The sequence below is a fragment of the Desulfosporosinus paludis genome (genome assembly GCF_045689965.1).
In the GTDB taxonomy this organism is placed as follows: domain Bacteria; phylum Bacillota; class Desulfitobacteriia; order Desulfitobacteriales; family Desulfitobacteriaceae; genus Desulfosporosinus; species Desulfosporosinus paludis.
This window is the reverse complement of sequence record NZ_CP144211.1, coordinates 4,004,944-4,027,462: the sequence shown is the minus strand read 5'-3', so window position 1 is coordinate 4,027,462 and position 22,519 is coordinate 4,004,944. Positions and strand designations below refer to the sequence as shown.

21 protein-coding genes and 2 pseudogenes are annotated in these 22,519 nt (G+C 43.0%); 1 reads left to right on the top strand and 22 read right to left on the bottom strand.

The window, feature by feature from the left end:
• Positions 1 to 34: 34 nt before the first annotated feature.
• From ytvI to VZF35_RS19910, 19 genes and pseudogenes are all read right to left on the bottom strand, one after another.
• A complete protein-coding gene (gene ytvI, locus VZF35_RS20000; RefSeq protein WP_407307797.1) occupies positions 35 to 1,138 on the bottom strand; it encodes a sporulation integral membrane protein YtvI in 1,104 nt (367 codons plus the stop codon).
• Positions 1,139 to 1,149: 11 nt separating this feature from the next.
• Positions 1,150 to 1,932: a phosphatidate cytidylyltransferase gene (locus tag VZF35_RS19995; RefSeq protein WP_407307795.1), complete on the bottom strand. Its 783-nt coding sequence runs from the start codon at positions 1,930 to 1,932 to the stop codon at positions 1,150 to 1,152.
• Positions 1,933 to 1,941: 9 nt separating this feature from the next.
• Positions 1,942 to 2,706 (bottom strand): isoprenyl transferase, encoded by a 765-nt coding sequence (locus tag VZF35_RS19990; protein WP_407307793.1) that lies wholly within the window; start codon positions 2,704 to 2,706, stop codon positions 1,942 to 1,944.
• Positions 2,707 to 2,790: 84 nt separating this feature from the next.
• Complete coding sequence (locus tag VZF35_RS19985; RefSeq protein ID WP_407307790.1) at positions 2,791 to 3,003, bottom strand: hypothetical protein; 213 nt, start codon at positions 3,001 to 3,003, stop codon at positions 2,791 to 2,793.
• On the bottom strand, positions 3,000 to 3,557 hold the full coding sequence (gene frr / locus VZF35_RS19980) for a ribosome recycling factor (protein WP_407307788.1): 558 nt from the start codon (positions 3,555 to 3,557) through the stop codon (positions 3,000 to 3,002). The genes VZF35_RS19985 and frr overlap by 4 nt, the downstream gene beginning before the upstream one ends.
• Positions 3,557 to 4,279 carry a UMP kinase gene (pyrH, locus tag VZF35_RS19975; RefSeq protein ID WP_407307786.1) on the bottom strand — a complete coding sequence of 241 codons (723 nt, stop codon included), beginning with the start codon at positions 4,277 to 4,279 and terminating at the stop codon, positions 3,557 to 3,559. The genes frr and pyrH overlap by 1 nt, the downstream gene beginning before the upstream one ends.
• Before the next feature lie 93 nt (positions 4,280 to 4,372).
• Positions 4,373 to 5,026 carry a translation elongation factor Ts gene (gene tsf / locus VZF35_RS19970; RefSeq protein WP_407307783.1) on the bottom strand — a complete coding sequence of 218 codons (654 nt, stop codon included), beginning with the start codon at positions 5,024 to 5,026 and terminating at the stop codon, positions 4,373 to 4,375.
• Between the two features lie 131 nt (positions 5,027 to 5,157).
• Positions 5,158 to 5,883, bottom strand: a complete 726-nt coding sequence (gene rpsB / locus VZF35_RS19965) for a 30S ribosomal protein S2 (protein ID WP_407307781.1) — start codon at positions 5,881 to 5,883, stop codon at positions 5,158 to 5,160.
• Between the two features lie 212 nt (positions 5,884 to 6,095).
• Positions 6,096 to 6,554, bottom strand: coding sequence for a hypothetical protein (locus VZF35_RS19960; protein ID WP_407307779.1), 459 nt, complete (start codon positions 6,552 to 6,554; stop codon positions 6,096 to 6,098).
• Between the two features lie 37 nt (positions 6,555 to 6,591).
• A complete protein-coding gene (gene codY, locus VZF35_RS19955) occupies positions 6,592 to 7,383 on the bottom strand; it encodes a GTP-sensing pleiotropic transcriptional regulator CodY (RefSeq protein ID WP_407307777.1) in 792 nt (263 codons plus the stop codon).
• 41 nt (positions 7,384 to 7,424) lie between these two features.
• A complete protein-coding gene (gene hslU, locus VZF35_RS19950) occupies positions 7,425 to 8,807 on the bottom strand; it encodes an ATP-dependent protease ATPase subunit HslU (RefSeq protein WP_407307775.1) in 1,383 nt (460 codons plus the stop codon).
• A gap of 11 nt (positions 8,808 to 8,818) precedes the next feature.
• A pseudogene (hslV, locus tag VZF35_RS19945) lies at positions 8,819 to 9,348 on the bottom strand (ATP-dependent protease subunit HslV).
• 95 nt (positions 9,349 to 9,443) lie between these two features.
• Entirely contained in the window at positions 9,444 to 10,349 is a 906-nt protein-coding gene (xerA, locus tag VZF35_RS19940; RefSeq protein WP_407307773.1) for a site-specific tyrosine recombinase/integron integrase, read from the bottom strand.
• Between the two features lie 5 nt (positions 10,350 to 10,354).
• The gene (gene trmFO, locus VZF35_RS19935; protein WP_407307771.1) at positions 10,355 to 11,671 is read right to left on the bottom strand and encodes a methylenetetrahydrofolate--tRNA-(uracil(54)-C(5))-methyltransferase (FADH(2)-oxidizing) TrmFO; all 1,317 of its coding nucleotides are present in this window, start codon (positions 11,669 to 11,671) and stop codon (positions 10,355 to 10,357) included.
• Between the two features lie 32 nt (positions 11,672 to 11,703).
• Positions 11,704 to 13,800: a type I DNA topoisomerase gene (topA, locus tag VZF35_RS19930; protein WP_407307769.1), complete on the bottom strand. Its 2,097-nt coding sequence runs from the start codon at positions 13,798 to 13,800 to the stop codon at positions 11,704 to 11,706.
• A gap of 257 nt (positions 13,801 to 14,057) precedes the next feature.
• Positions 14,058 to 15,172, bottom strand: a pseudogene (dprA, locus tag VZF35_RS19925) (DNA-processing protein DprA).
• A gap of 270 nt (positions 15,173 to 15,442) precedes the next feature.
• Positions 15,443 to 16,348 carry a Ku protein gene (locus VZF35_RS19920; RefSeq protein ID WP_407307767.1) on the bottom strand — a complete coding sequence of 302 codons (906 nt, stop codon included), beginning with the start codon at positions 16,346 to 16,348 and terminating at the stop codon, positions 15,443 to 15,445.
• Positions 16,349 to 16,510: 162 nt separating this feature from the next.
• Positions 16,511 to 17,116 (bottom strand): DUF3786 domain-containing protein, encoded by a 606-nt coding sequence (locus tag VZF35_RS19915; protein WP_407307765.1) that lies wholly within the window; start codon positions 17,114 to 17,116, stop codon positions 16,511 to 16,513.
• 50 nt (positions 17,117 to 17,166) lie between these two features.
• A complete protein-coding gene (locus VZF35_RS19910) occupies positions 17,167 to 17,997 on the bottom strand; it encodes a TIM barrel protein (protein WP_407307762.1) in 831 nt (276 codons plus the stop codon).
• 233 nt (positions 17,998 to 18,230) lie between these two features.
• Between VZF35_RS19910 and VZF35_RS19905 the strand changes: the two genes are divergently transcribed.
• Positions 18,231 to 18,422, top strand: coding sequence for a protein sspF (locus VZF35_RS19905; protein WP_407307760.1), 192 nt, complete (start codon positions 18,231 to 18,233; stop codon positions 18,420 to 18,422).
• 270 nt (positions 18,423 to 18,692) lie between these two features.
• Here VZF35_RS19905 and VZF35_RS19900 read toward each other — a convergent pair whose 3' ends face one another.
• Genes VZF35_RS19900 through VZF35_RS19890 form a run of 3 tightly spaced genes read right to left on the bottom strand, consistent with a single transcriptional unit; the run spans position 18,693 to position 22,246 of the window.
• Entirely contained in the window at positions 18,693 to 20,159 is a 1,467-nt protein-coding gene (locus VZF35_RS19900) for a hypothetical protein (RefSeq protein WP_407307758.1), read from the bottom strand.
• Positions 20,152 to 21,546: an ATP-binding protein gene (locus tag VZF35_RS19895; protein ID WP_407307756.1), complete on the bottom strand. Its 1,395-nt coding sequence runs from the start codon at positions 21,544 to 21,546 to the stop codon at positions 20,152 to 20,154. The genes VZF35_RS19900 and VZF35_RS19895 overlap by 8 nt, the downstream gene beginning before the upstream one ends.
• A 1-nt stretch (position 21,547) precedes the next feature.
• A complete protein-coding gene (locus VZF35_RS19890; protein ID WP_407307754.1) occupies positions 21,548 to 22,246 on the bottom strand; it encodes a winged helix-turn-helix domain-containing protein in 699 nt (232 codons plus the stop codon).
• Positions 22,247 to 22,519 lie beyond the last annotated feature (273 nt).

The following is a 22,519-nucleotide window of genomic DNA, read 5'->3' as shown; positions in this document are numbered from 1 at the left end:
TTACCTGTAGCCCGCAGAATACTTAAGATTACCTTTAATCTCTATGACCAAAAATCCCCACTTTTCGTAAAGCTTCGTAACTAATAACAATTCCTGGGCCTACTAAAATACCAACAACCCCTAACAATTCAAGCCCAACATACATGGATATCAGAGTGGGCAGAGGGTGCAGGCCCATCCCTTGAGACATGATCTTCGGCTCCAGAAATTGCCGAATCACTAAAGTAATGACCCACATGATAATTACCTGAAAAGCAGCTCCGAAAGAACCAAAAATCAGCAGCCCAATAATCCAGGGGCCAAATAAAATTCCTGTTCCCACAATGGGGACTGCATCCAGTATACCGGCCAAAACCCCCAGGGTTACTGCATAGCGATTTCCAATAATCAACAGTCCTATAATTGTCGTAAATGCCGTTACTGACATTAAAATAGCTAGGGCCCGTATATAACCAACAACGGCTGCCCCTAAGTCTTGACTGACAGCTTGAGCGCTGACATGCCAGCGGCGCGGAAACAAATTAGCGATAAAGCGCTTGACATTGGGATAACTTGAACTCATCATCAAAGTTGCCACAAGTGAAACAATCATAACAATAAAAACACGGGGCAAGGCGGTAAGAAAACCAAGCAGGAATAAGCTTCCAGATTTTGCCCAGTCTTGAAGCATTCTTGCCAAACTTTCTGTTGAAGAGGTCAAAGTACTTTGAATTTGTGGATTGACTGTAACATATTTTTCGACAGTATCAATTTGTCGCGTCACAAGATCCACGAAATATCCATAATTCGGGAGAGTAACGGCTAATTCAGACAACTCCGTATATAAACGAGCGACAATTAAGAAAACGAAAAGGCTTATTAGGGCAATCGCCAGGAGCAGTGTTAAAACAGACGCGTAAGAACGTCGTATTCGGATCGTTCTCATCAGTCTAACAACAACTGGTTCAAGCAAGAAGGCAAGAATAAGGGCTATCACGAAGGGTAAAAATGCGCTGAAGGCTCTCCCTAAAACATCTCCAAACACAGGCAAGAACACTTGAAAAAAATATGTAAAGATTTTCAAGAAGACAAGTATGCTCGTTGCTACTGCAAGTCTATTAATACTGGCCCATAAAGGATGTCTTTGGTCAATGCTCAAAAGATTTCACCTCATGATAACAAAATTACACCGTAATATACCAAAGGGAGGGCAAAAAGAAGGCTATCGAAACGATCTAAGATCCCCCCGTGTCCCGGGATAAGGTTTCCTGAATCTTTTATCCCTGCGGTCCGCTTTAGGGCTGATTCAAACAAATCACCTATTTGGGCACTAACGCCAATAATGATCCCTAACATAATATACGTAATTAACGATGTATCATGCACTAAGCGCCAAAACAATACAGCAACAATAATGCTTAAAAGTAATCCACCAAGTGAACCTTCCACAGTTTTCTTCGGACTAACCTGAGGGGCTAACAAATGGCGGCCAAATTGTCTCCCAGTAAGATATGCGCCCGTATCCGTGGCCCATACCAAAAAAAATGTCAGAAAGGTCCACTCAACCCCATGAGAAAGCTGACGGAGTAAGTATAAATGTGTTAGCAATACAACCGGATACAACACTGCCAATAAATTAAAACTTGCTTCAGCCAAGGGTGTTTTCGGGTAGGTCAAAGCAAGACGTCCAAGGGCTATAAGTAACCAGAATACAATCGCCGGAGTAATCCATTTGGGGCCGTAAATAAACACAATGATTAGCCAAACAACTGTTGCCACGGTTGTCAGCTTGTTCCAAACATTTAAGCCCATATGTTCGCCGATTTGCAAAAATTCACGCAACGCTAATAAGGCCAAAACAGCCGCTAAGAAAGCAGTATAGGGTCCACCCAAATACGTTAGACCCAAAAGTAGAGGAGCACCAACCAAAGCACTAATGGTTCTTTTAAACATCTCAATTCCTCAATTTGTATGTATTCCCCCAAATCGGCGGTCCCTATTCTGGTACACTTTAATCGCATCTAGCAAAGACTTCTGTCCAAAATCCGGCCAATACTCCTCAACAACGATGATTTCTGTATAAGCTAGCTGCCACAGTAAAAAATTGCTTAATCTCATTTCTCCAGAAGTCCTAATTAACAAATCCGGGTCGGGAAGTCCTCCCGTAAAAAGAAGATCACTAAAACATTTCTCATTGATCTCCTCGACTTGATGTTTACCGTCTAAGACATCTTTACTTATTTTCTTAACGGCATCGATGATCTCAGATCGTCCGCCATAATTTAAGGCGAGATTTAAAACTAATCCTGAATTATTCTTGGTTCGCTCTACAGCTCGTTCCAATTCGCGTTGGGCTTCCACAGGAAGATCTTTAAGGATTCCAATGGCTCGCACAACTACTTTATTTTGATGCAGCTCATCAAGTTCTTTTCTGAGATACTCGGTCAGCAACTTCATGAGTACACCCACTTCATCTTTGGGTCTGCTCCAATTTTCTGTAGAAAAGGCATAAACTGTCAGGACCTGAATTCCCAAATTTGAACAGGTCTTAACTATTTTCCGCAAAGCTTCAACGCCCGCGCGATGCCCCATAGACCGAGGGAGTGCTCTCTTCTGGGCCCATCGCCCATTCCCATCCATAATAATAGCAATATGCCGAGGGAGGCGGTCCACAGCAACCTGGTCTTGTAAATCATCTTTAGTTTGCTTCCAAGGTTTGAACCACATTATTCCACCCCATAGTAATATTTACGACAATAGCCTGCCGGGTTAACTAGAATCACATAGAGAGGTTAAAGACCCCCTTGACAATTAGGGGGTCGATGCTGACACACGTGAGAACTTTTCATGAGCAATAACAACGTCCACACGATCATCAAAGTCTCGGAGACGGACAACTCGATAGTCACCCCACGTTTCCATTCTACCACGTGGGTGAGTAATTTGAAAAGTATACGGTTTATTTAACGCTTCAAGATCCTTTTTTACTTCATCCCATCGCAATCCATACCAAGCAAGTGTCATACTTCGGTGATTTCGCTTTCCTTAACTTCCATCACATGTTCGATTTCCTTGATAATTTTATCCGTAATCTTCTGAACCTCATCTTGGGCCCGCTTAACCTCATCTTCCGATGCTTCATGATCTTTCTCTAATTTTTTTAATTTATCATTGACATCTCGACGCACGTTCCGAACAGCTACCCGGGCATCTTCAGCTTCTTTTTTAACTTTCTTGACCAATTCTGCTCTTCGTTGAGCAGTCAGTTGAGGGATCATCAGGCGAATGACTGTTCCATCGCTCGAGGGATTTAGTCCAAGATCAGATTTTAAAATGGCTTTTTCAATCGTCGGTAAAATTGTTCTGTCCCAAGGCTGAATGACCAGCATTCTTGGTTCTGGAGCCGAGACATTCGCCAACTGGTTAATAGGAGTAGGAGCACCATAGTATTCCACCATGACCTTGTCCAAGACGTTGGGATTTGCTCGGCCTGCACGTATGCTCGAATATTCTTTACGCAAGGCATCGACTCCCTTGTGCATTCGCTCTTCCGCGTCTTTAATCACCTCAGAGATCATTAACTATCCCTCCCAACATATGTTCCAATAGGTTCACCCATTACTACTCGACGAATATTACCTTCTTTAGTCAAATCGAAAACGATGACCGGAATATTATTATCCATACAAAGTGAGGTCGCCGTGGAATCCATAACGCCTAACCCTTTGCTGAGAACATCGAGATAACTTAGCTGATCGAATCTTTTGGCTTGATGGTTCTTAACAGGGTCGGAATCGTAAACTCCATCTACCTTTTTAGCCATTAAGATGACTTGAGCTTCAATCTCTGCTGCCCGCAGTGCGGCGGTTGTGTCGGTAGAGAAATAGGGATTTCCCGTACCCGCAGCAAAAATAACAATACGACCTTTCTCCATATGACGAATCGCTCGGCGGCGAATATAGGGTTCTGCGACTTGCCGCATTTCAATAGCCGACAGTACACGAGTGTCGGATCCTGCCTTCTCCAAAGCATCCTGCAAAGCGAGGGCATTCATAACTGTCGCCAGCATTCCCATGTAATCTGCTGTGGCACGATCCATTCCTTGAGCACTTCCTGCAATTCCGCGCCACAAATTTCCGCCGCCCACGACCAAGCAAACTTCTACTCCCATATCCCGTATTTCCGCTACTTGCTTAGCAACACTAACCAGCATATTATGTTCAAGGCCAAACCCCTGATTTCCTGCTAAAGCTTCTCCGCTGATTTTAAGAACGACTCGATCATATCGTGGTTTTTCCATGGATAACCTCCAACAATCCTATTTCAATACCTTAAAAGACTTACATTCGAAAAAGAGAACACCGGGGTGTTCTCTCGATAGATTTTCTAATAGTTATCGGCTTATTTCTTTCATAACTTCTGAAGCAAAATCATCTTGTCGTTTCTCAATGCCAGCACCTAACTCATAGCGTGTAAAACGACGAATAACAATGCGTTCTCCGATTTTAGCTGTTTTATCAAGAACCAAATCACGAATGCTCTTATCTGGATCTTTAACAAAAGCCTGATCCATTAAACATACTTCTTTATAAAATTTTTCAATTCGACCTTCAACCATTTTCTCAATAATCTTTTCTGGCTTTCCTTCGTTAAGAGCTTGAGCCTTTAGAATATCTCGTTCATGCTGCAGTACATCTGCCGGCACATCTTCTTTGTTGAGATATTGGGGGTTGGCAGCCGCAATATGCATGGCAACATCACGAACCAACAACTTGAATTCTTCTCCACGCGCCACAAAGTCAGTTTCACAGTTAACTTCAAGCAGTACTCCAATACGTCCCCCACCGTGAATGTAGGACTCGACGGTTCCTTCTGCTGCGATTCGTCCTTCCTTCTTGGCTGCAGCAGCTAATCCTTTCTCACGCAAAAAGTCACTTGCTTTAGCCATGTCACCATTGCATTCTGTTAAAGCTTTTTTACAATCCATCATTCCTGCGCCAGTTCGCTCCCGTAACTCTTTTACCAGCGCTGCAGTTATTTCTGCCATAGTCAACCCTCCGAATTCGATGTACAATGTTCAAACACTGTACCCAATATTTTTAATTAGAAGAACTTTGTGTTTACACAAAGTTCGAGGCGCGGTATTCGAACTTCGCGCCTCGAACTTCGAATTCAAATTTAACCTTCTGCTACTTCTCCAGCTTCTTCAACTTCATCTGCATTTCCTTGTTGTCCTTCGATGATAGCATCTGCCATTTTTGCAGTCAGCAACTTGACGGCACGGATAGCATCATCATTCGCTGGAATCACAACATCAATCTCGTCAGGGTCACAGTTTGTATCGACGATAGCGACAATTGGAATATTCAAACGGCGCGCTTCTGCCACCGCAATTCGCTCTTTACGAGGGTCTACAATAAATAGTGCATCCGGCAGTTTCTTCATATTCTTGATACCACCCAAGAAACGTTCCAGTTTCTCCATCTCATGGCGAAGTGCCGAAACTTCTTTCTTCGTGAGTACCTCAAAAACTCCTTCAGCCTCCATCCTTTCCAGAACACGCAAACGGTCTACCCGTTTTTGAATTGTTTGGAAGTTTGTCAGCATCCCTCCGAGCCATCGCTCATTGACAAAGTACATGCCACAACGTTCAGCTTCATCTTTGACAGATTCTTGGGCCTGCTTCTTAGTACCGACGAACAGCATAGTGCCCCCTTCGGTGGCAAGATTGCGAACAAAGTTATAAGCCTCATCTACTTTTTTCACAGTTTTTTGCAGGTCAATAATGTAGATCCCGTTACGCTCTGTGAAAATATAACGGGCCATTTTAGGATTCCAACGACGAGTTTGGTGTCCGAAATGAACACCTGCTTCCAACAATTGTTTCATAGAGATTACTGCCATTTTACCATACCCACTTTCTTTTGTTTTTTTCCTCCGCAGGTTCATCTTTGAATGTGCCTTACCCTAGTAAGGAACCAACGTTCAAATCCCGCTGCGTGTGTTATTAAATCACACTGGGAATAGATTAGCACAATATCAGTCTTTATGCAACGAATAACGTCTAAATTCCAGGATCTATTCCTGATTTCAGGCCTATGCCTTTGGCCAAGAAATCATTCGTTTAAACCTGAATAATTCTGCAGATTGGATCGTAAACTGTGTTGACGTATAAAATTCTCTAAATCACTCATAAGTTCTGGAAAGGGGAAATAAAATTCACTCATGTAATAGTAGATATCTCCTGTGCGAATTTGCGCAATTTCTTGCCCTTTCCCGTCAAAGTAAAAAGCTACTCGGCGTATGTCTTTCGGTTTCAGAACGTGCTCACCCAACAAAGAGCGAAAGATAATTTGTTGATCTTTGAATAAGACACGCTTGCTCTTCCCGATAACCCATAGTGCCAAGATGCCGAGCATAGAAACAATATAAATCCCAGCAAGTACTCTGAGTTCTATACTCGGCAGCTTAGTGAATAGATGGATGCACCCCAAAACAAACGGATATAGAATTAGAAAGAAGAGGCCAGGGATGACAAGCGGTCTCAGTTGGTAAATATATTCATGTTCATCCATGAAACTACCTCCAATCCGACGGCCTATTTTGGGCAGCCTATTTTGTATGTTTAATATGTTTATCTAACTCATCCAGTAAATAATCGTTTAGAACTCGAATATACGTTCCTTTCATACCAAGGGACTTCGATTCAATAACCCCAGCCGATTCAAATTTGCGCAGGGCATTGACAATAACCGAACGTGTAATTCCTACACGATCCGCGATTTTGCTGGCTACCAGCAACCCTTCTCCGCCACCTAATTCAGCAAAGATGTGTTCCACAGCTTCAAGCTCAGAGTATGACAAGGTCCCAACGGCAATTTGTACCGCTGCCTTTTTACGAGCTTCTTCTTCTGCGCGTTCCGCTTTCACCCTTAAAATTTCCATCCCGACAACTGTGGCACCGTATTCAGCAAGTACAAGATCCTCTTCTTTAAATTCTTCATCGTATTTTGCCAAAACGAGTGTCCCGACCCGTTCGCCCCCGCCTAAAATCGGTACGACTGTGGTCAGTTTATTGTTAAAATGGCAGGAAGTATTACAATCGAAGACACAACCGTTAGCAACTTGGGTCGTGTTTGTCTTTGTCTCACTAATCTTCATAAGACCTTCATTGTAACTTTCAGGGAAACGTTCGGAGTGCATGACAATATCGTCCATTGTTCCGCAGACGAAGTGATGCATAAAGCTATAACCTAAGATTTTTCCTCGTCGCCCCACAATATAACAATTGGCAATAATAGCCTGGCGGAGTACTTTAGCCATCTCTTCAAAATCGACCGGATTCCCAGCAGCGCGCTGAATCAACTTATTAATCGCTCTAGTTTTTTCTAATAATGTTTCCATAAGTTTCGGTACCCTCCTTTAACCTTCTTCATGTTGTACATTTACAAAATATAACGTGCCAAATCTTGATTTTGAATTACATTACCCAAACGATGCTGAACATATTCTCGATTAATGGTCACGGTATAGTCTTCGGGGAGTTCTGACGCTTCAAAGGACAATTCCTCCAATACTTTTTCGATAATCGTATGAAGGCGCCGAGCGCCAATATTTTCAGTGGTAGAATTCACTTTGTAGGCCACTTCAGCTAATTCTTCAATAGCATTCTCTGTAAAATCCACCTTTATCCCTTCTGTCCCCAACAAGGCGCTGTACTGCTTAATTAACGACGATTGGGGTTCAGTTAGAATGCGTTTGAAATCTGCAACGCTTAGAGACTCCAATTCTACCCGAATCGGAAATCTTCCCTGCAATTCCGGAATAAGATCGGAAGGCTTGCTGAGATGAAAGGCTCCTGCAGCTATGAAGAGAATGTGATCTGTTTTAACAGGGCCATATTTTGTAACGACAGTCGACCCTTCAACAATAGGGAGAATATCACGCTGCACTCCTCCCCGCGATACGTCAGGACCGCTCGCCCCTTCCCGTCCGGCGATCTTGTCTATCTCATCGAGGAATACAATACCCTCATGCTCTGTTCTGCGAATAGCCTCTTGAACTGCTTCATCATGATCAATCAGGTTTTGTGTTTCTTCGTGAATTACGATCTTGCGTGCTTCTCGGACACTTACTTTCCTCTTCTTATGCCGTTTAGGGAGCATTCCCGAAACCATATCCTGAATATTAAGGCCCATTTCCATCATATTGTTGCCTAACATATCCGTAAGTGAGGCTGACTCTTCAACAGCAATCTCGATCACTTTCTCTTCGAGTTCCCCGCGCCGTAAGCGGTCGGCAACCAGTGAACGCTCTTTCTCAATCTCAGGAGTCACATCAACTTCCTTTTCAGACTCCGAAGACTGTCCGAACAACATTTGAAAGGGATTTGCTGAGGATTTTTCGGAATGTTTTACAGGAACTAAAAGCTCAATTAAGCGCCTCTCAGCATTGATCGCTGCCTGAGCTTGAACGGTATCGGCACGCTCAGCCTTGACCATGCGCAAGGCGATTTCGACTAAGTCTCGGATAATGGCCTCCACGTCCCGGCCTACATACCCGACTTCAGTGAACTTTGTTGCTTCGATCTTAATGAAAGGCGCGCGAACAAGCTTAGCTAACCGCCGAGCAATCTCTGTTTTACCTACACCTGTAGGTCCAATCATTAAGATGTTTTTAGGGATAATATCTTCTTGGAGTTGTTCAGGCAAACAAGAACGTCGATAACGGTTGCGTAAAGCAACAGCAACGGCGCGCTTACCTGCATCCTGTCCCACAATATATGAGTCTAACTCACGGACAATTTCACGAGGAGTCAAGCTTTCCATAGTATCACCTCCTATATCTCTTCAACATTAATTTGATCATTGGTGTAAACACAAATCCCGGCAGCTACAAGCATCGCTTCTCGTACAATTTCAACGGGTGATAGATTTGTATGCTTAACTAAGGCACGAGCGGCAGCTAAAGCATAGTTTCCCCGGACCCAATGGCGGCAACACCGTCGTCAGGCTCAATCACTTCACCTGATCCTGAAACAATCAAGAGATTTTGGGCATCTGCAACCAGAAGCAGCGCTTCAAGATTCCTGAGCATCTTATCAGTTCGCCATTCCTTGGCCAGTTCAACAGCAGCACGTTGCAAATTCCCATGATATTCTTCGAGTTTTTGTTCGAATTTATCAAAAAGTGTAAATGCATCCGCTACAGATCCCGCGAATCCAGTAATTACCTTACCATGAAACAAGCGGCGTACTTTCCGGGCTTTATGTTTCATCACAGTGGCCTGCCCAAAGGTCACTTGTCCATCCCCCGCAATGGCTACGTGTTCCCCTCTCTTCACTGCGACTATCGTCGTTGCATGAAACAATGATAACCCCTCCTTAATGCAGTTTACTAGGGCATTTTCTGCGTGTCAAGCTCAATTGTAGACAATTTATAACTTTTTGTGAAAATTCACTATCCTCAGGGGTTTGCTGCCCTTTTCGCTCTGGGATGCGCCTTCCCGTAAACATTTTTTAAACGTTCCCGAGTTAAGTGAGTGTAAATTTGGGTTGACGACAATTTCTGATGTCCTAGCAGCTCTTGAACACTTCTTAAGTCTGCTCCCCCATCTAATAGATGGGTGGCAAAAGAATGCCGAAGCATGTGTGGATTGACATGCTGTTCCAGAGAGACTCTCGTCACTAGTTTATCCAAAATGCGTCGAACTGATCGATCAGACAAACGAGTTCCTTGATAATTTAATAACAGAGCTTCATTGGCATCGACACGCATCTTGAGGTAGCCTTCAATAGCTCGACGAGCATAATTTGTAATAGGTACTACCCTTTCTTTGCTTCCTTTTCCCAGAACTCTGAGTAATCCACTGTCTAAATCCAGACTCTCTCGGTTTAAGCTGACCAGTTCGCTGACTCTTAGACCTGAGCCGTAAAGAAGTTCCAGGATCACTTGATCTCGAGAACCTAAGAGTTGGGTACAATCCGAGGCCCTCAGCAACCCCTCGACTTGGTCCAGATAGAGAAAATGCGGAAGTTTTCTCCCCACTTTCGGACTAGCAATTCTCTGGATTGGATTGAGAAGGAGGATTTCCTTGCGACATAAGAACTTAAATAAGGACCTAAGTGCAGCAAGCTTACGGGCCATACTTTTGCGCGATAATCCATGGTCCGTCAATATCCCTAGAAAACTTCGAACAATATAAACGTCAATTTGATCGACTTCAAGAGTTTCGGGTTCTTGACCGAGCTCCTGAGCCGCAAAACGAAAAAATTGCCCCAGGTCGGTTTGATAAGCCGCAACGGTATGTTCTGAGCGGTTTTGGGAATATTGATAACCCGCGAATAAACTTAAGGCCTCATCGGCTAGCACTCTGCTTACCTCCCTAAATTCTCTTGTGAACAGAATTCAGTCAAAACCTCTAAGGAACGTTGGGAAATCTTAGCGTTCTTTTCCCGCTTATCTCGTATTCTCTCATTCAACGGCGGCAAAAGGCCAAAGTTAATATTCATCGGCTGAAAACTCTGACTGGGTGAGCCCTCCAAATGCCGGGCTAATCCCCCTAACGTTGTCTCAGTTGGGAACACGAGTGGTTCCATCTGATGAAGGCTCCGCCAAGCGTTAAGGCCCGCTAGAAGACCACTTGCTGCCGATTCTACATACCCTTCCACTCCTGTCATTTGTCCTGCGAAGAAAAGTGATGGTTTTCGGGCAAAACTAAAATCCGCCTTAAGGACTTTAGGAGCATTCAAAAAGGTATTGCGATGCATCACTCCAAAACGGGCAAACTCCGCTCGTTCCAAGCCAGGGATTAAAGAAAACACTCGTTTCTGTTCACCCCATTTTAAATGAGTTTGAAAGCCGACGAGATTAAAAAGGGTTCCTGATTGATTCTCTTTACGAAGTTGAACGACCGCAAAAGGCTTTTTCCCTGTTCGAGGATCCTGTAAGCCCACGGGTTTGAGCGGCCCAAAGGTTAAGGTCTGGATTCCTCGTTTAGCCATCACTTCAATAGGTAGGCATCCCTCAAAAACATCGCCTTGTTCAAAGCCCTGAATTTCAGCTGTTTCAGCATTTGTCAATGCTTGATAAAAAACCTCATACTCTTCCTTGGACAACGGACAGTTCAAATAATCCGCTTCACCCTTATCATACCTCGATGCCCAAAAGGCTTTATCTAAATCGATAGATTCATAGGTTACGATAGGTGCCGCCGCATCATAAAAAGAAAGGGCTTCCTCGCCGGTTATCCGTAAAATATCCTTGGCTAAATCCTCCGAGGTTAATGGTCCGCTGGCTACTATCGTGATTCCATCTTCCGGTAAGAAATGTACCTCTTCTCTATGGATCGTAACATTGGGATGTTCCTCCAACCGTCGCGTGATCTCACCGGAAAATAAGTTACGGTCTACAGCCAAGGCTCCTCCGGCAGGCACCATTGTATGATCCGCCGCCCTCATAATTAAGGAATCTAAGCGCCGCATTTCTTCTTTTAATAAGCCTACGGCATTCTCCAACCCCGCTGCTCGCAGAGAATTGCTGCAAACTAATTCCGCGAACCATTCCGTATGATGGGCAGGGGTGAATTTAGTGGGCCTCATCTCATATAAATCGACGTTCACACCGCGTTTGGCCAGTTGCCAAGCAGCTTCTGCACCTGCAAGACCCGCACCGATAACGGTAACATTCTGCATATATAGTCTCTCCTATTCCGTTAGAAGATAGTTTACCCCAAATCTTCTTCAATTACCTTTGTAAATCGGCACTCTGGGTTTGTACATACATGTTTTTTCTGACGCTTGGAGGATTTTATGACCATCATCTGCTGGCATTCAGGGCAAGGCTCCGGAGCCGGCATTTCCCAAGACACAAAATCACACTCTGGATAGGCACTGCATCCAAAAAATTTGCGGCCCTTCTTAGAGCGGCGAATCACAAGAGGGTTGGCACATTTAGGACAATTAGAACCCACTTGCTCTAAGAGTGGTTTAGTGTTTCTACACTCAGGAAAACCAGGGCAAGCCAAGAATTTACCATAACGCCCCATCTTAATGACCATATTCTGCCCACAATTCTCGCATAGTTCTTCCGAAACCTGATCCTCAATCTTAACTTTGCCGATTCTCTCCTCGGCAAGGGCCAGCGTCTCGGAGAAAGGAAGATAATACTCTTTAATGACAGATTTCCAAGGAACATTGCCTTCCTCGACAAGATCGAGCTTTCCTTCTAAATTCGCCGTAAACTCTAGATTTACAATATCGGGGAAATGTTCTTTAAGCAAGGAAATCACAATGTCCCCTAATTCTGTGGGGATTAATTGCTTCTCTTCTTTTACAACATAACCCCGGGTTTGAATGGTTTCTATAGTTGGAGCGTAGGTGCTGGGCCTTCCAATGCCCTCCTCTTCTAATTTTCGTACCAGAGAAGCCTCAGTATATCGTGGTGGAGGCTCCGTAAAGTGCTGCTTCTCCTGCATTTTAATCAACTGTAACATTTCCCCTTGAGATACTGAAAGTGTCAGTGAGCTTTGCTCATCATCAAGAGGTTCTCCCTCGTCTTTGCCCTCCTCATAAACTGCCAGAAATCCGGCAAAACGGATGGTCGAGGTATTCGCCCGAAATAAAGCATCCCCCACGCCAATGTCAACAGTCAAGGTATCCATAATAGCGACGCTCATTTGACTGGCAATAAAACGTTCCCAAATCAAGCGATATAAACGCAATTGATCACGGGTTAAAATTCCTTTCAATAAATCTGGAGTACGCAAAGCCACAGTAGGACGGATCGCCTCATGAGCTTCTTGTGACCGGCCTTTATTGGCAAACTGACGGGGTTCTGGGGGATAATAGTCATTGCCATAATGCGCTGCAATCCATTCCTTTGCCTCTGCTTGGGCGACATCGGCTACTTTTACTGAATCAGTACGCATATAGGTAATTAGACCAACAGTACCTTCTTTCCCTAAATCAAGTCCCTCATAGAGTTGCTGAGCTAACATCATCGTGCGCTTCGGTGAAAACCCTAATTTACGATGAGCTTCTTGCTGCAAACTGCTGGTTGTGAATGGAGGTGCAGGCTGTTTTTTCTTCTCTCTGGAACGAACATCTGTAACTTGAAAATCTTTCCCCTGAATATCGTTTAAGACCATTTCCATTTCTGCTTTCGAGGAAATGGATACCTTTTGCCCTGTTTTTTTCAGTAGTTTGGCTTCAAATCTGCCGCCTTGAGACTCAAGGTTAGCCGTTAAGCTCCAGTATTCTTCTGATACGAAAGACCGAATCTGCTCTTCACGATCATCAATAAGTCTTACCGCCACGGATTGAACTCTGCCGGCACTCAAACCCTTCTTGATTTTTCTCCAGAGCAACGGACTTAACTGGTAGCCAACTAATCTATCTAAAACTCGACGGGCTTGCTGGGCATCTACGCGATTCATATCAAGTTCACGCGGATGCTTAATTGCCGCCTGAATCGCAGATTTGGTAATCTCATGGAATTCAATTCGATTTTGGTCGCCCTGATCTAGCCCCAGAAGATAGGAAAGATGCCAAGCAATCGCTTCTCCTTCACGGTCGGGGTCAGAAGCCAAGAAGACTTTATCTGCTCCTTTTGCCGCCGTACGCAAATCTTTAATCAAATCTCCTCGTCCCCGGATAGCAATATATTTAGGTTCAAAGTCATGCTCCAGATCCACTCCCAACTGGCTTTTAGGTAAATCGCGCAAATGCCCCATGGAAGCTTTTACGGTGTAACGATTTCCTAAAAATTTGCTGATCGATTTAGCCTTGGCCGGAGATTCTACAATTACAAGCGTTTTCGACATAATTTCACCTCAAAACAAACTTAAAAAATCCTATTCAGATCTCTGTGACCGTTTCGAATTACTAATACTTTGATTATTTCAATTTCTCTTATTCTTTCCATCCGCTTGATTATCGCCGCCAAAACTTTTATATTGTATCTTTGACAGATGAACCCCTCGATAATCAGCGGAACTTATCTCCAAATTGGATTCTTCTAAGCATATCGTTTAATGCGGGTAAAACTAATGCCTATCTTAACGCCTTTTTCCTCGTATGTCTAGCACTCTCTTGCCAATATGTAATGTTGTCCTGGCAATTGTTTGATTTTTCCCCCTAATTGCAATTCCAATAAAGCTAGTGACAAGGCAGCTACGGACAAGGTCGAGTGCACAGCAAGTTGATCAATATGAAGAGGAACATCGCTTAATTGTTGAAGAACTAACGTATGATCATTGTTCTCGAGAAGTTGGGTTCGGGGCGACGGTTGATTGTCAGAAAATAGCCTGTACTTTTGCTTAGAACCAAGCGGTAATTCATTCCAGATGTCTTCAAACCCAGCAGCAATTTTGGCGCCTTGCCGCAACAAGCCGTGGGGACCCCGACTTTGTGGACTAAAGATCGGCCCAGGGACTGCAAAAACTTCCCGCCCTTGCTCTAAGGCAAAGTCTACGGTTATCATTGCTCCACTTTTTTCCGCAGCTTCAACAACGACAACTCCTTGCGAACACCCACTGATCAAACGATTACGCGCCGGAAAGTTCGCAGCCAGAGGCGGAGTGCCTGGGGGAACTCACTAATGACTGCACCTTTTTCAATAATTTGTTCAGCCAGGCGACTATTCTCCCGAGGATAAATCTGATCAAGACCGCATCCCAAAAAGGCCCAGGTAACTCCTCCGCCCTCAAGGGCTCCTTGATGGGCTGCCGTATCAATTCCCCGGGCTAGTCCGCTGGCGACAACCATTCCTTGTAATGCTGCCTCTCGGGCTAACATACGTGCCGAAGCTTTACCATAAGAGGTTGCTTGTCTTGATCCAACAATTGCCAAAACCTCAATACTACCTTTAAGGCTGCCACGATAATAAAGTAGAGGAGGAGCATCTGCCAACTCAATTAACAGAGGGGGATAATTGGGTTCACGGGGAGTGATCAACTTGATTCCCTGATCTTGAAGATCCGCTCCTATCTTATAAGGGTCGATCGTTTTTCTGCTCCTTAGAACTTCACTAATCCATTTTCCCTGAGGCCTTATTGGAGAATAAGCGCTTTGGGCAGCTTCCCAGGCTTGAACTGCACTTCCAAAGAAAGCAATGAGTTGCCGCAAATGCTGACTTCCTACTCCTTTTATCGTATGGAATGCCGCCCGAAACAGTTTCTCCTTGTCATGTTCCATGCCAAGCCCCCCCTTTGCCCACCTTTTCGGGACTTAAGAACATATCTCCTGCATAAAATTATGTTGAATTTAATTGTTTCAGGTAAAATAATGCAGGATTGGCGAGAAATTGTTATTATTATTCATAATTACGCTAAGCTCTCCGACTTTTTTAGTCGATCTTGAAACGAACGCAAATGAAAATCATTAGGATCTACTCCTTGTACAACTTCGTCCCAAAGCAGAGGTGTGGAGATATGGCCCATTTGTGTATTTAAGAGGTACTGTTGGTTATGCTCCCTTCGCGCGTCGGGAGGCTCGTTTCCTTGGAGTTAACGTAGATTTAGGCTTGTCTTCTTGAAGTTGATCGGAATCGGCCTCACTCTCATTCTCATTAAGGTCAAACGTTGATTTCTTAGGTTCTATTTTCCCTTTTTCCTGTTCGGTTATCGCAATACTAGCCCGCAGAGCTTCCATCAAATCAACCACTTGACCGCCTTTTGCAGGAGCTTCCACTTTAAAGCTTTCCCCTGCCACTTTGCTTTCAATCATCTCCGCCATTTGTTCATGTAGCTCATCGCGGTATTTTTCCGGTTCAAAGGGATGCGCCAAATTATCAATTAATTGGCGAGCCATAGTCAATTCAGTTTCCGTTGGCACAATTCGATCCCAGACTAAATCCATATGGCGTATTTCCTTTGGGTAATGCATAGTTTCCAGAACTAGTCCATCCTCAAAGACTCTCAGACACGCTAAATGCTGTTTAGAACGCATCGTGATACGAGCTAAGGCTACCTTTCCGCTTTCCTCCATAGCTTTACTCAGCAGGCGATAGGCCTTTTGGGCAGCCTCTTCAGGGGAGAGATAATACGATTTTTCATAATATATGGGATCAATCTCGTTTAAATTAATAAAATCCAGAATATCAATCGAGCGGCTCATGGGTTGTTCCAGAGAAGCAAGGTCCTCGTCCTCAAGAATTACATAGCGATCCTTTTCGTATTCATATCCTTTCACTAAATCAGCCATATCCACTTCTTGATCACAATGAGGGCATTTTTTAATCGATCGAATCCGCTGTTGACATTCTTTATGCAGATAATTAAATTTAAACTCTTGTGACTCCGTTGCCGCGTGCATTTTCACTGGAACATTTACTAAGCCGAAACTAATGGAACCTTTCCATAATGTATGCATTTTAAACACCTCCTCGACTTAGTGTGAACCGCAAAGGATGGATTAATGCAATCATAATCTTAGAGAACTGAGTATTAAAATAAAAAAACTCTGCTCATTGTATGAACAAAGTTAGATAGTGTTTTTGCTATTTGCAAATAATCATTCGACAAGACACTTTCCTTATAAATCTGAACTGCCAACGCGTTTAAGCGCCCCGACAACGACACTCGCTAAGACAGCATAGTCCTCAGTGGGTAAAATCGAAGAAGCTGAAGAGTCAAACAAGATGTTTCCAGAAGCCGGGAACTCATCATCAGCTCTCCATAATATCAATGTTACCGGAACACGAGGGAAAATCCTAACAGTAACCCCCACATCTCCGAGTCCATTCGACAGTCCCCCCAGACGAGCAGCTGCTTCGAGTAGCCTATTTAAGTCTGAGCCAAAACTCCGCACGAGTGGATCAATCGCCCGATGGGTAAACGGCTGAATGTAGATGCTTCCTCCAGGTAGTTCTTTAAAAGAAATTAGTTGTCCCGTTTCAGCAGTTTCTGTAAGATTTATTAAGTAATGAAGAATTAATATCTGAGTAAAAACGGGCAATTCATCCTTTGATGTTGCTGACCGGAAATTTCCGCCAGGATAATCTACGTAGTAATGTCCACCTAAAAAATTAATAAAAATTGTATTACCCTCAATAGGAAACCCTGAGCAACGAGCCACATCTTCTAAAGAACAGGCTCGAAATTTTTCCAAAGCCACCTGATGCGCCGCAGCATAATTCACCAAACTCTTTCCCCTCTTCCTTACCCCCAAACAGGGGCTCTGATTTCCGTTCAGCCCACCGATTGATAGGTCTGTTGTAAAAGTAAGGCGTCCTCCTCTAAGTTAGGACTTTCACAAATCGCTAACCCTTCTACCCCGAAAGAATGACAAGCTTTCATAAGCTCTTCAAATTTTAGGTCAGATTCTTTAAGAACAAGATGTCGTTTCTCGCCCTTTGCACCATATTCAATGCCCGAAATATGGAAATGCACATTTTTCACCCAACGGTCTCCCAGTCTGTTGGCCGTTACGAAAAGAATTTGGCAAAACTCATCATAAGAATTAAACCGACCATTTGTCCGGGCATGAAGATGACTAAAATCAATGCAAGGCAATACTCCTGGGACTTCCTGAGCAATTCGAATGGTTTGCTCCAAATCTCCAAATTGAGTCCCTTTTCCCGTCGTTTCTGGGCGGAGTATTACATCATTTCCTTCCGCATCGAGAATCTCACGGGTAATCGTAAGTTCCCTAACAACTCTGGCTAAGACTACATCTGAAGAATCCTCATGATTGAAGGCCGGATGAAAAATAACACTCCGGACACCGAGTAGTTTAGAAATGCGCGCAGTATGAATAATTCGATCACGACTTGCAGCAATCTTTTCCGGTTCACGAGAATTGAGATTAATATAATAAGGGCCATGACAGCTTAAAGCTATCCCTTCCTCCTTAGCCACAGCGCCAACTTTTCTTGCTTTCTCTTCTCCCATCCTCACTCCTTGTACAAATTCTAGCTCCATGGCATCGAGCTTTAGCTCATGAATTCGGCGAACTCCGCCTTCACTGGATCGATCGGCTGAAGATAAGGGGACACCAGCCGTTCCAAATAATAATGGCAAAACATTCACTCCAGTTGTTATTTTTTCTCACATTATATCTTTTTTCTACTTAAAAGCCAACGTTCTGTTCAATCAGGACGGTTCAAAAAACTTACTCGAAAATATCTTTTTCCCGATTTTCCCAGAACATTAAAGTTTTAGTTACATAGCTTTTTTTAAAAAACATATACTAAGATTACTTTCATCAAAACAGAATTGTTGAAAGAAACTACCACTCGAAGGGAGGATTCCACATGTCAAGACGACGTAATCGAAATAGCATCATGTCTTATGAACTTAAAGAACAGATCGCTCAAGAATTAGGTTTTGCTGGGACCCTTCATCAGGAAGGTTTTGGAGGGGTTTCTTCAAGAGACTGTGGAAATATGGTGAAGATGGCTATTGAATTAGCTGAACGTAATTTGCCCAAAAATAATATGACTTAATAATCTTTTTCCTTCTTATAATAAGATTAGATATCATATGTCAGCCCCCTATCATTCAACATGATATGTGGGTTGTTTTTTTTATTCCTGAACCCCATTTTTGTTGATTGTCTCCTTTTTATGGGCTGCGGTAATATAGCATAGCCCATACCCTAATATTGAAAATAAAGAAGCTGTTACAAAAAAGTTAAAGCTCATCGGAACACCCTCCCTCTGATTTAATTGTTGAACTATCATTGTCCCATTAATAAGTCATCCTGAAAATGACAATCACGATTTACTGCCGGACATAACTTTGGCACCATAAGCGAGGAACGCTTTCTCCCAGTTATCGACATAAGACCCAGTAGCCCATTCCGCCATAATAGCAGTCTCTCCATCCTTCATTTCAAGTTTAAGCAAAGGCTCGCTATCTAATTGATCAGTACTAATACCATAAACATACAGTCTCGTTTTCGTAATAACCAGAGCGATATCCCGATTCGGTGAAGTAAAAGCATCCAGTGCATCCGGTACTCTGTCAATAATGTTTTGCCAGTTAAGACATAAGGTGTCATAATAAATCAGTTTAGTGGGTGGAATCAAATTGACGTTATAATCCATATAGTTGGCGGTACCTTCGTTTAAATAATTAATTCTTCCCTGAAGATACCAATGCCCATTCTTACGAGTGATTCCAAAATTCTCCTCAAAATTATCTTCATCAATCGGTGTAAATCCTTCATTGCTTAATGCCCGGCGTGCTAAGACCCTAGATTTGTTATAGGCACTAAAACCACTGTCCTCTAACAGGTCCGAGGCCTTGATTCCCGCCTGTGCCGAGATTTTATCTACCGGCAAGACCTGTAGTTGATTAATACCATTGATATCGTTTTCAATAGCTACATAATCATTCCCTACATAATCGATGATTCTCTTATGAGTCCCTGTTTGAGCTTTTAGTTGATTTTCCTCCAAGCCTCTCGATTGAAGTTTTGAAATCTTAGTAGTTACATCGTGAGCAGATAATTCATCATCTTCTTCCGCTCCGCTCAGCAGATTGTGTACCTGTAGCTCCCAAAATCCACTGCTGCGCGGAAAAAAAATATTATTGCATATTAAAACCTGGTGAAGTTGTTTGTTGTCCGCTGCCAACCATAACGTCTGATACGCAACCTTATCTTTTTCCCGCACTTTCAACCCTAACAAGACGCCGGACGTTCCTGCCCTGCCTTGGTTCTTGATATCCAAAACATTAGGGTTTATATCATCTGAAAAATGGTCCGCCTGTTCAGAAACTTTTTGAAGGAGCAGCACATCATTTTGGACAAAAGCTATAATCTTTGAATCGTTGATTTTCATGAATTCTCCCAGGAAGTTTTCTGCTGAAGATACAGTGATAACATCAACGTCTTGATTCGTTGGCACTAAGGTACTTGAGAGCGAAAGGTATTTGGTCAACAAATAATCCGTCGAATTTACTTTTTTAATTTTATATGTTGGACTGTTCCATATATAATCACCAAGGAGGGCAGCTTCCGAGGTAAATTGAGCTGCATCACCGACCCATTGTTGATTTCCCTCTCCGGAATGTCCGCTGGAATGCAGGTCCTGAATCACCGTCCATTTTCCTTCCAAAGGACAAACATTATTAGCTGGCGGAATAATCTTACCAGCTGTCGTCCATGAAAGATTGGCGCAGCCCCCGAGCAAAAGGATTGAAAGTGAGACTAGCATAAGTTTACATAGTTTAGCCATCGAAACTCTCCCCTGTAGGCAGGGTAATAACAACGTTTGTCCCTTGATTAAGTACGCTATTAATCTCCAGCTTACCACCCATTAAGTTTACAATCTCCTCGCAAATGGATAGTCCGATCCCATTTTTTGAATGTGAGCTTTTCCCCTTATAGAATTTTTCTTTGACCATCGGCAGTTCATCGGCTCTTATTCCACATCCGCTATCTGAAATTGTGACAATAAATTCTTCTTTTTCAGTCTCGATACTAATAGCAATCCAGCCGCCGGCAGGCGTAAAATTAAAGGCATTGTCCAAAACATTGATAAACAGCTGCTTAAGCCGGTTGGGATCTGCATTAAAATAAGGAAAAGCATCCGGGTACCTAACGGTGAAATTAATATTCTCCCTTACCGCCCGCGGAGTTAACTGTTTGTGAATATAGTTAATAAGATTCGCTAAATTAATTTCTTCATTCTGAAGGATGATTCTTCCAGAGATAAATTTGGAAAAATCCAGAAGTTCTTCAACCATATGAGTTAAGCGCTCACTCTCTTTGGCGATGATACTAAGGCCGTCTTTAAGCATATCTTTCTGTTGAAATTTTTCGTTTTGTAAAGTAATCGCCCAACCCATTATCGATGTAAGCGGAGTGCGCAGCTCATGTGACACTGATGAAATAAAATCGTTTTTTAACTGGTCTTTTTTCACGATTTCATCGGCCATATAATTTAAGGTGTCCGAAAGCTTTCCGATCTCGTCTTCATGGGTTTTCTTGCTTCTCGATTGGAAATTCCCCGCAGCCATCTCTTCGGCTGTTTTCGTAACTTCTTTTAAAGGTACGATAATCGTATTAGCCAGAAAGACACTTATAAGCCCGACGACTAAAATTACCAGCAAACCAATTGAGATAAAGATATACGCCGTATTTTGAATATCCTGATCAACAAACTTCAAAGAAGTAATGAAGCGTAAAGCCCCTACAATATCATTATTAGATTTTAAAGGATAAGCAACCGCCATGACTTTTTGGTCTTTTAAAATGCCAACCCATTTCCCCATTTTGCCGTTCAAAGCATCCTTGACGTCATTAATGGCTGGATCTTCCATTGGAATCACGCCAAGTGAGTCCATCACAATGTTGCCTTCCTTATCAACGATCTCTACTTCAGCGTTACTTTGATTCCAAAAAGCATCAACATTATAGAGGACGTTTTCCTGCAGGGAGGTGTTCGAGAAATACCGAGCGTACAAATCGGCAGATATCCTAATCTGGTTGGTGAGGCTGCCTTCTAAACTCCCATAGTAATTTTGTTGAACGATATAGATAAGCAATACTTCAAGGATCGTGACGGTGATAATGATCACGATCATAAAATTGACTGTCAGTCTTCCTCTAATCCCTTTCATCTTATGGCTCCTGCTGCCATCGGTATCCTGAACCCCAAACAGTTTTGATATATTTGGGTTGAGATGGGTTATCTTCAATTTTTTCACGCAAGCGCCTAATATGCACGTCCAACGTTTTTGTATCTCCAAAATAATCTTCCCCCCAGACAGCATTTAACATCTCGTTTCGTTTAAGTGCCCTCTCTGGGTTCTCCATAAATACTTTCAACAAAGCAAATTCGGTGGGTGTTAACTCAATCTCAAAGTCGGCTTTAAAAAATTTATTGGAGGTAATATCTAAACTCAGTTCTCTGCAGTTAAGTACTCGTTTTGTTTCCTTGGGTACAACTCTACGCCGAAGCACTGCCTTAATTCGAGCAATTAATTCAAAAGGATTAAATGGCTTAACCATATAATCGTCTGCGCCAAGCTCTAGGCCTAAAATTTTATCGGTGTCCTGACCCCTTGCAGTTAACATAATCACCAATGTTTCCGGCACGGATTCACGCACTTTTTGGCAAACTTCCAAGCCACTAATACCAGGCAACATAAGATCGAGCACAACAACCTCTGGAACAAATGCTTTTAGCATAGAGAGGGCTTCCTCTCCGGTCGCGGCTTCTCCTACCTGATATCCAGCTGCATTTAGATTAAGAGTTATAAAGCGCCTGATCGATTCCTCATCTTCAACGACCAGAATTTTTGGCTTTTTCCCGTTCATTGGATCACTCCATTTATTCGACATTTCAAGACCTACACATATGTCTGCTCTTTTATTGTAATCCATCTGGGCATCTTAACGGTAATTTTCTCAGCGTCCTTAATTGTGCAAAACTTCCTTTTTTTGTCGCATTCTCTCGATATTTTGAAAACCTAAATTATGATACATTTACAATACACTTTTTAGATCGCTGATTTATTACAAAATTCTTAAAAATAATTACAAAATGATTAAAACGCAAAGAAAACTAGGCTGATGCCCGCGACTTGGTGC

Bases quoted from the DNA above. Each gene is read 5' to 3' on its own strand.
- VZF35_RS19995 (WP_407307795.1), bottom strand. From the start codon at position 1,932: ATGTTTAAAAGAACCATTAGTGCTTTGGTTGGTGCTCCTCTACTTTTG.
- VZF35_RS19990 (WP_407307793.1), bottom strand. From the start codon at position 2,706: ATGTGGTTCAAACCTTGGAAGCAAACTAAAGATGATTTACAAGACCAG.
- VZF35_RS19985 (WP_407307790.1), bottom strand. From the start codon at position 3,003: ATGACACTTGCTTGGTATGGATTGCGATGGGATGAAGTAAAAAAGGAT.
- frr (WP_407307788.1), bottom strand. From the start codon at position 3,557: ATGATCTCTGAGGTGATTAAAGACGCGGAAGAGCGAATGCACAAGGGA.
- pyrH (WP_407307786.1), bottom strand. From the start codon at position 4,279: ATGGAAAAACCACGATATGATCGAGTCGTTCTTAAAATCAGCGGAGAA.
- tsf (WP_407307783.1), bottom strand. From the start codon at position 5,026: ATGGCAGAAATAACTGCAGCGCTGGTAAAAGAGTTACGGGAGCGAACT.
- rpsB (WP_407307781.1), bottom strand. From the start codon at position 5,883: ATGGCAGTAATCTCTATGAAACAATTGTTGGAAGCAGGTGTTCATTTC.
- VZF35_RS19960 (WP_407307779.1), bottom strand. From the start codon at position 6,554: ATGGATGAACATGAATATATTTACCAACTGAGACCGCTTGTCATCCCT.
- codY (WP_407307777.1), bottom strand. From the start codon at position 7,383: ATGGAAACATTATTAGAAAAAACTAGAGCGATTAATAAGTTGATTCAG.
- hslU (WP_407307775.1), bottom strand. From the start codon at position 8,807: ATGGAAAGCTTGACTCCTCGTGAAATTGTCCGTGAGTTAGACTCATAT.
- trmFO (WP_407307771.1), bottom strand. From the start codon at position 11,671: ATGCAGAATGTTACCGTTATCGGTGCGGGTCTTGCAGGTGCAGAAGCT.
- topA (WP_407307769.1), bottom strand. From the start codon at position 13,800: ATGTCGAAAACGCTTGTAATTGTAGAATCTCCGGCCAAGGCTAAATCG.
- VZF35_RS19920 (WP_407307767.1), bottom strand. From the start codon at position 16,348: ATGCATACATTATGGAAAGGTTCCATTAGTTTCGGCTTAGTAAATGTT.
- VZF35_RS19905 (WP_407307760.1), top strand. From the start codon at position 18,231: ATGTCAAGACGACGTAATCGAAATAGCATCATGTCTTATGAACTTAAA.
- VZF35_RS19900 (WP_407307758.1), bottom strand. From the start codon at position 20,159: ATGGCTAAACTATGTAAACTTATGCTAGTCTCACTTTCAATCCTTTTG.
- VZF35_RS19895 (WP_407307756.1), bottom strand. From the start codon at position 21,546: ATGAAAGGGATTAGAGGAAGACTGACAGTCAATTTTATGATCGTGATC.
- VZF35_RS19890 (WP_407307754.1), bottom strand. From the start codon at position 22,246: ATGAACGGGAAAAAGCCAAAAATTCTGGTCGTTGAAGATGAGGAATCG.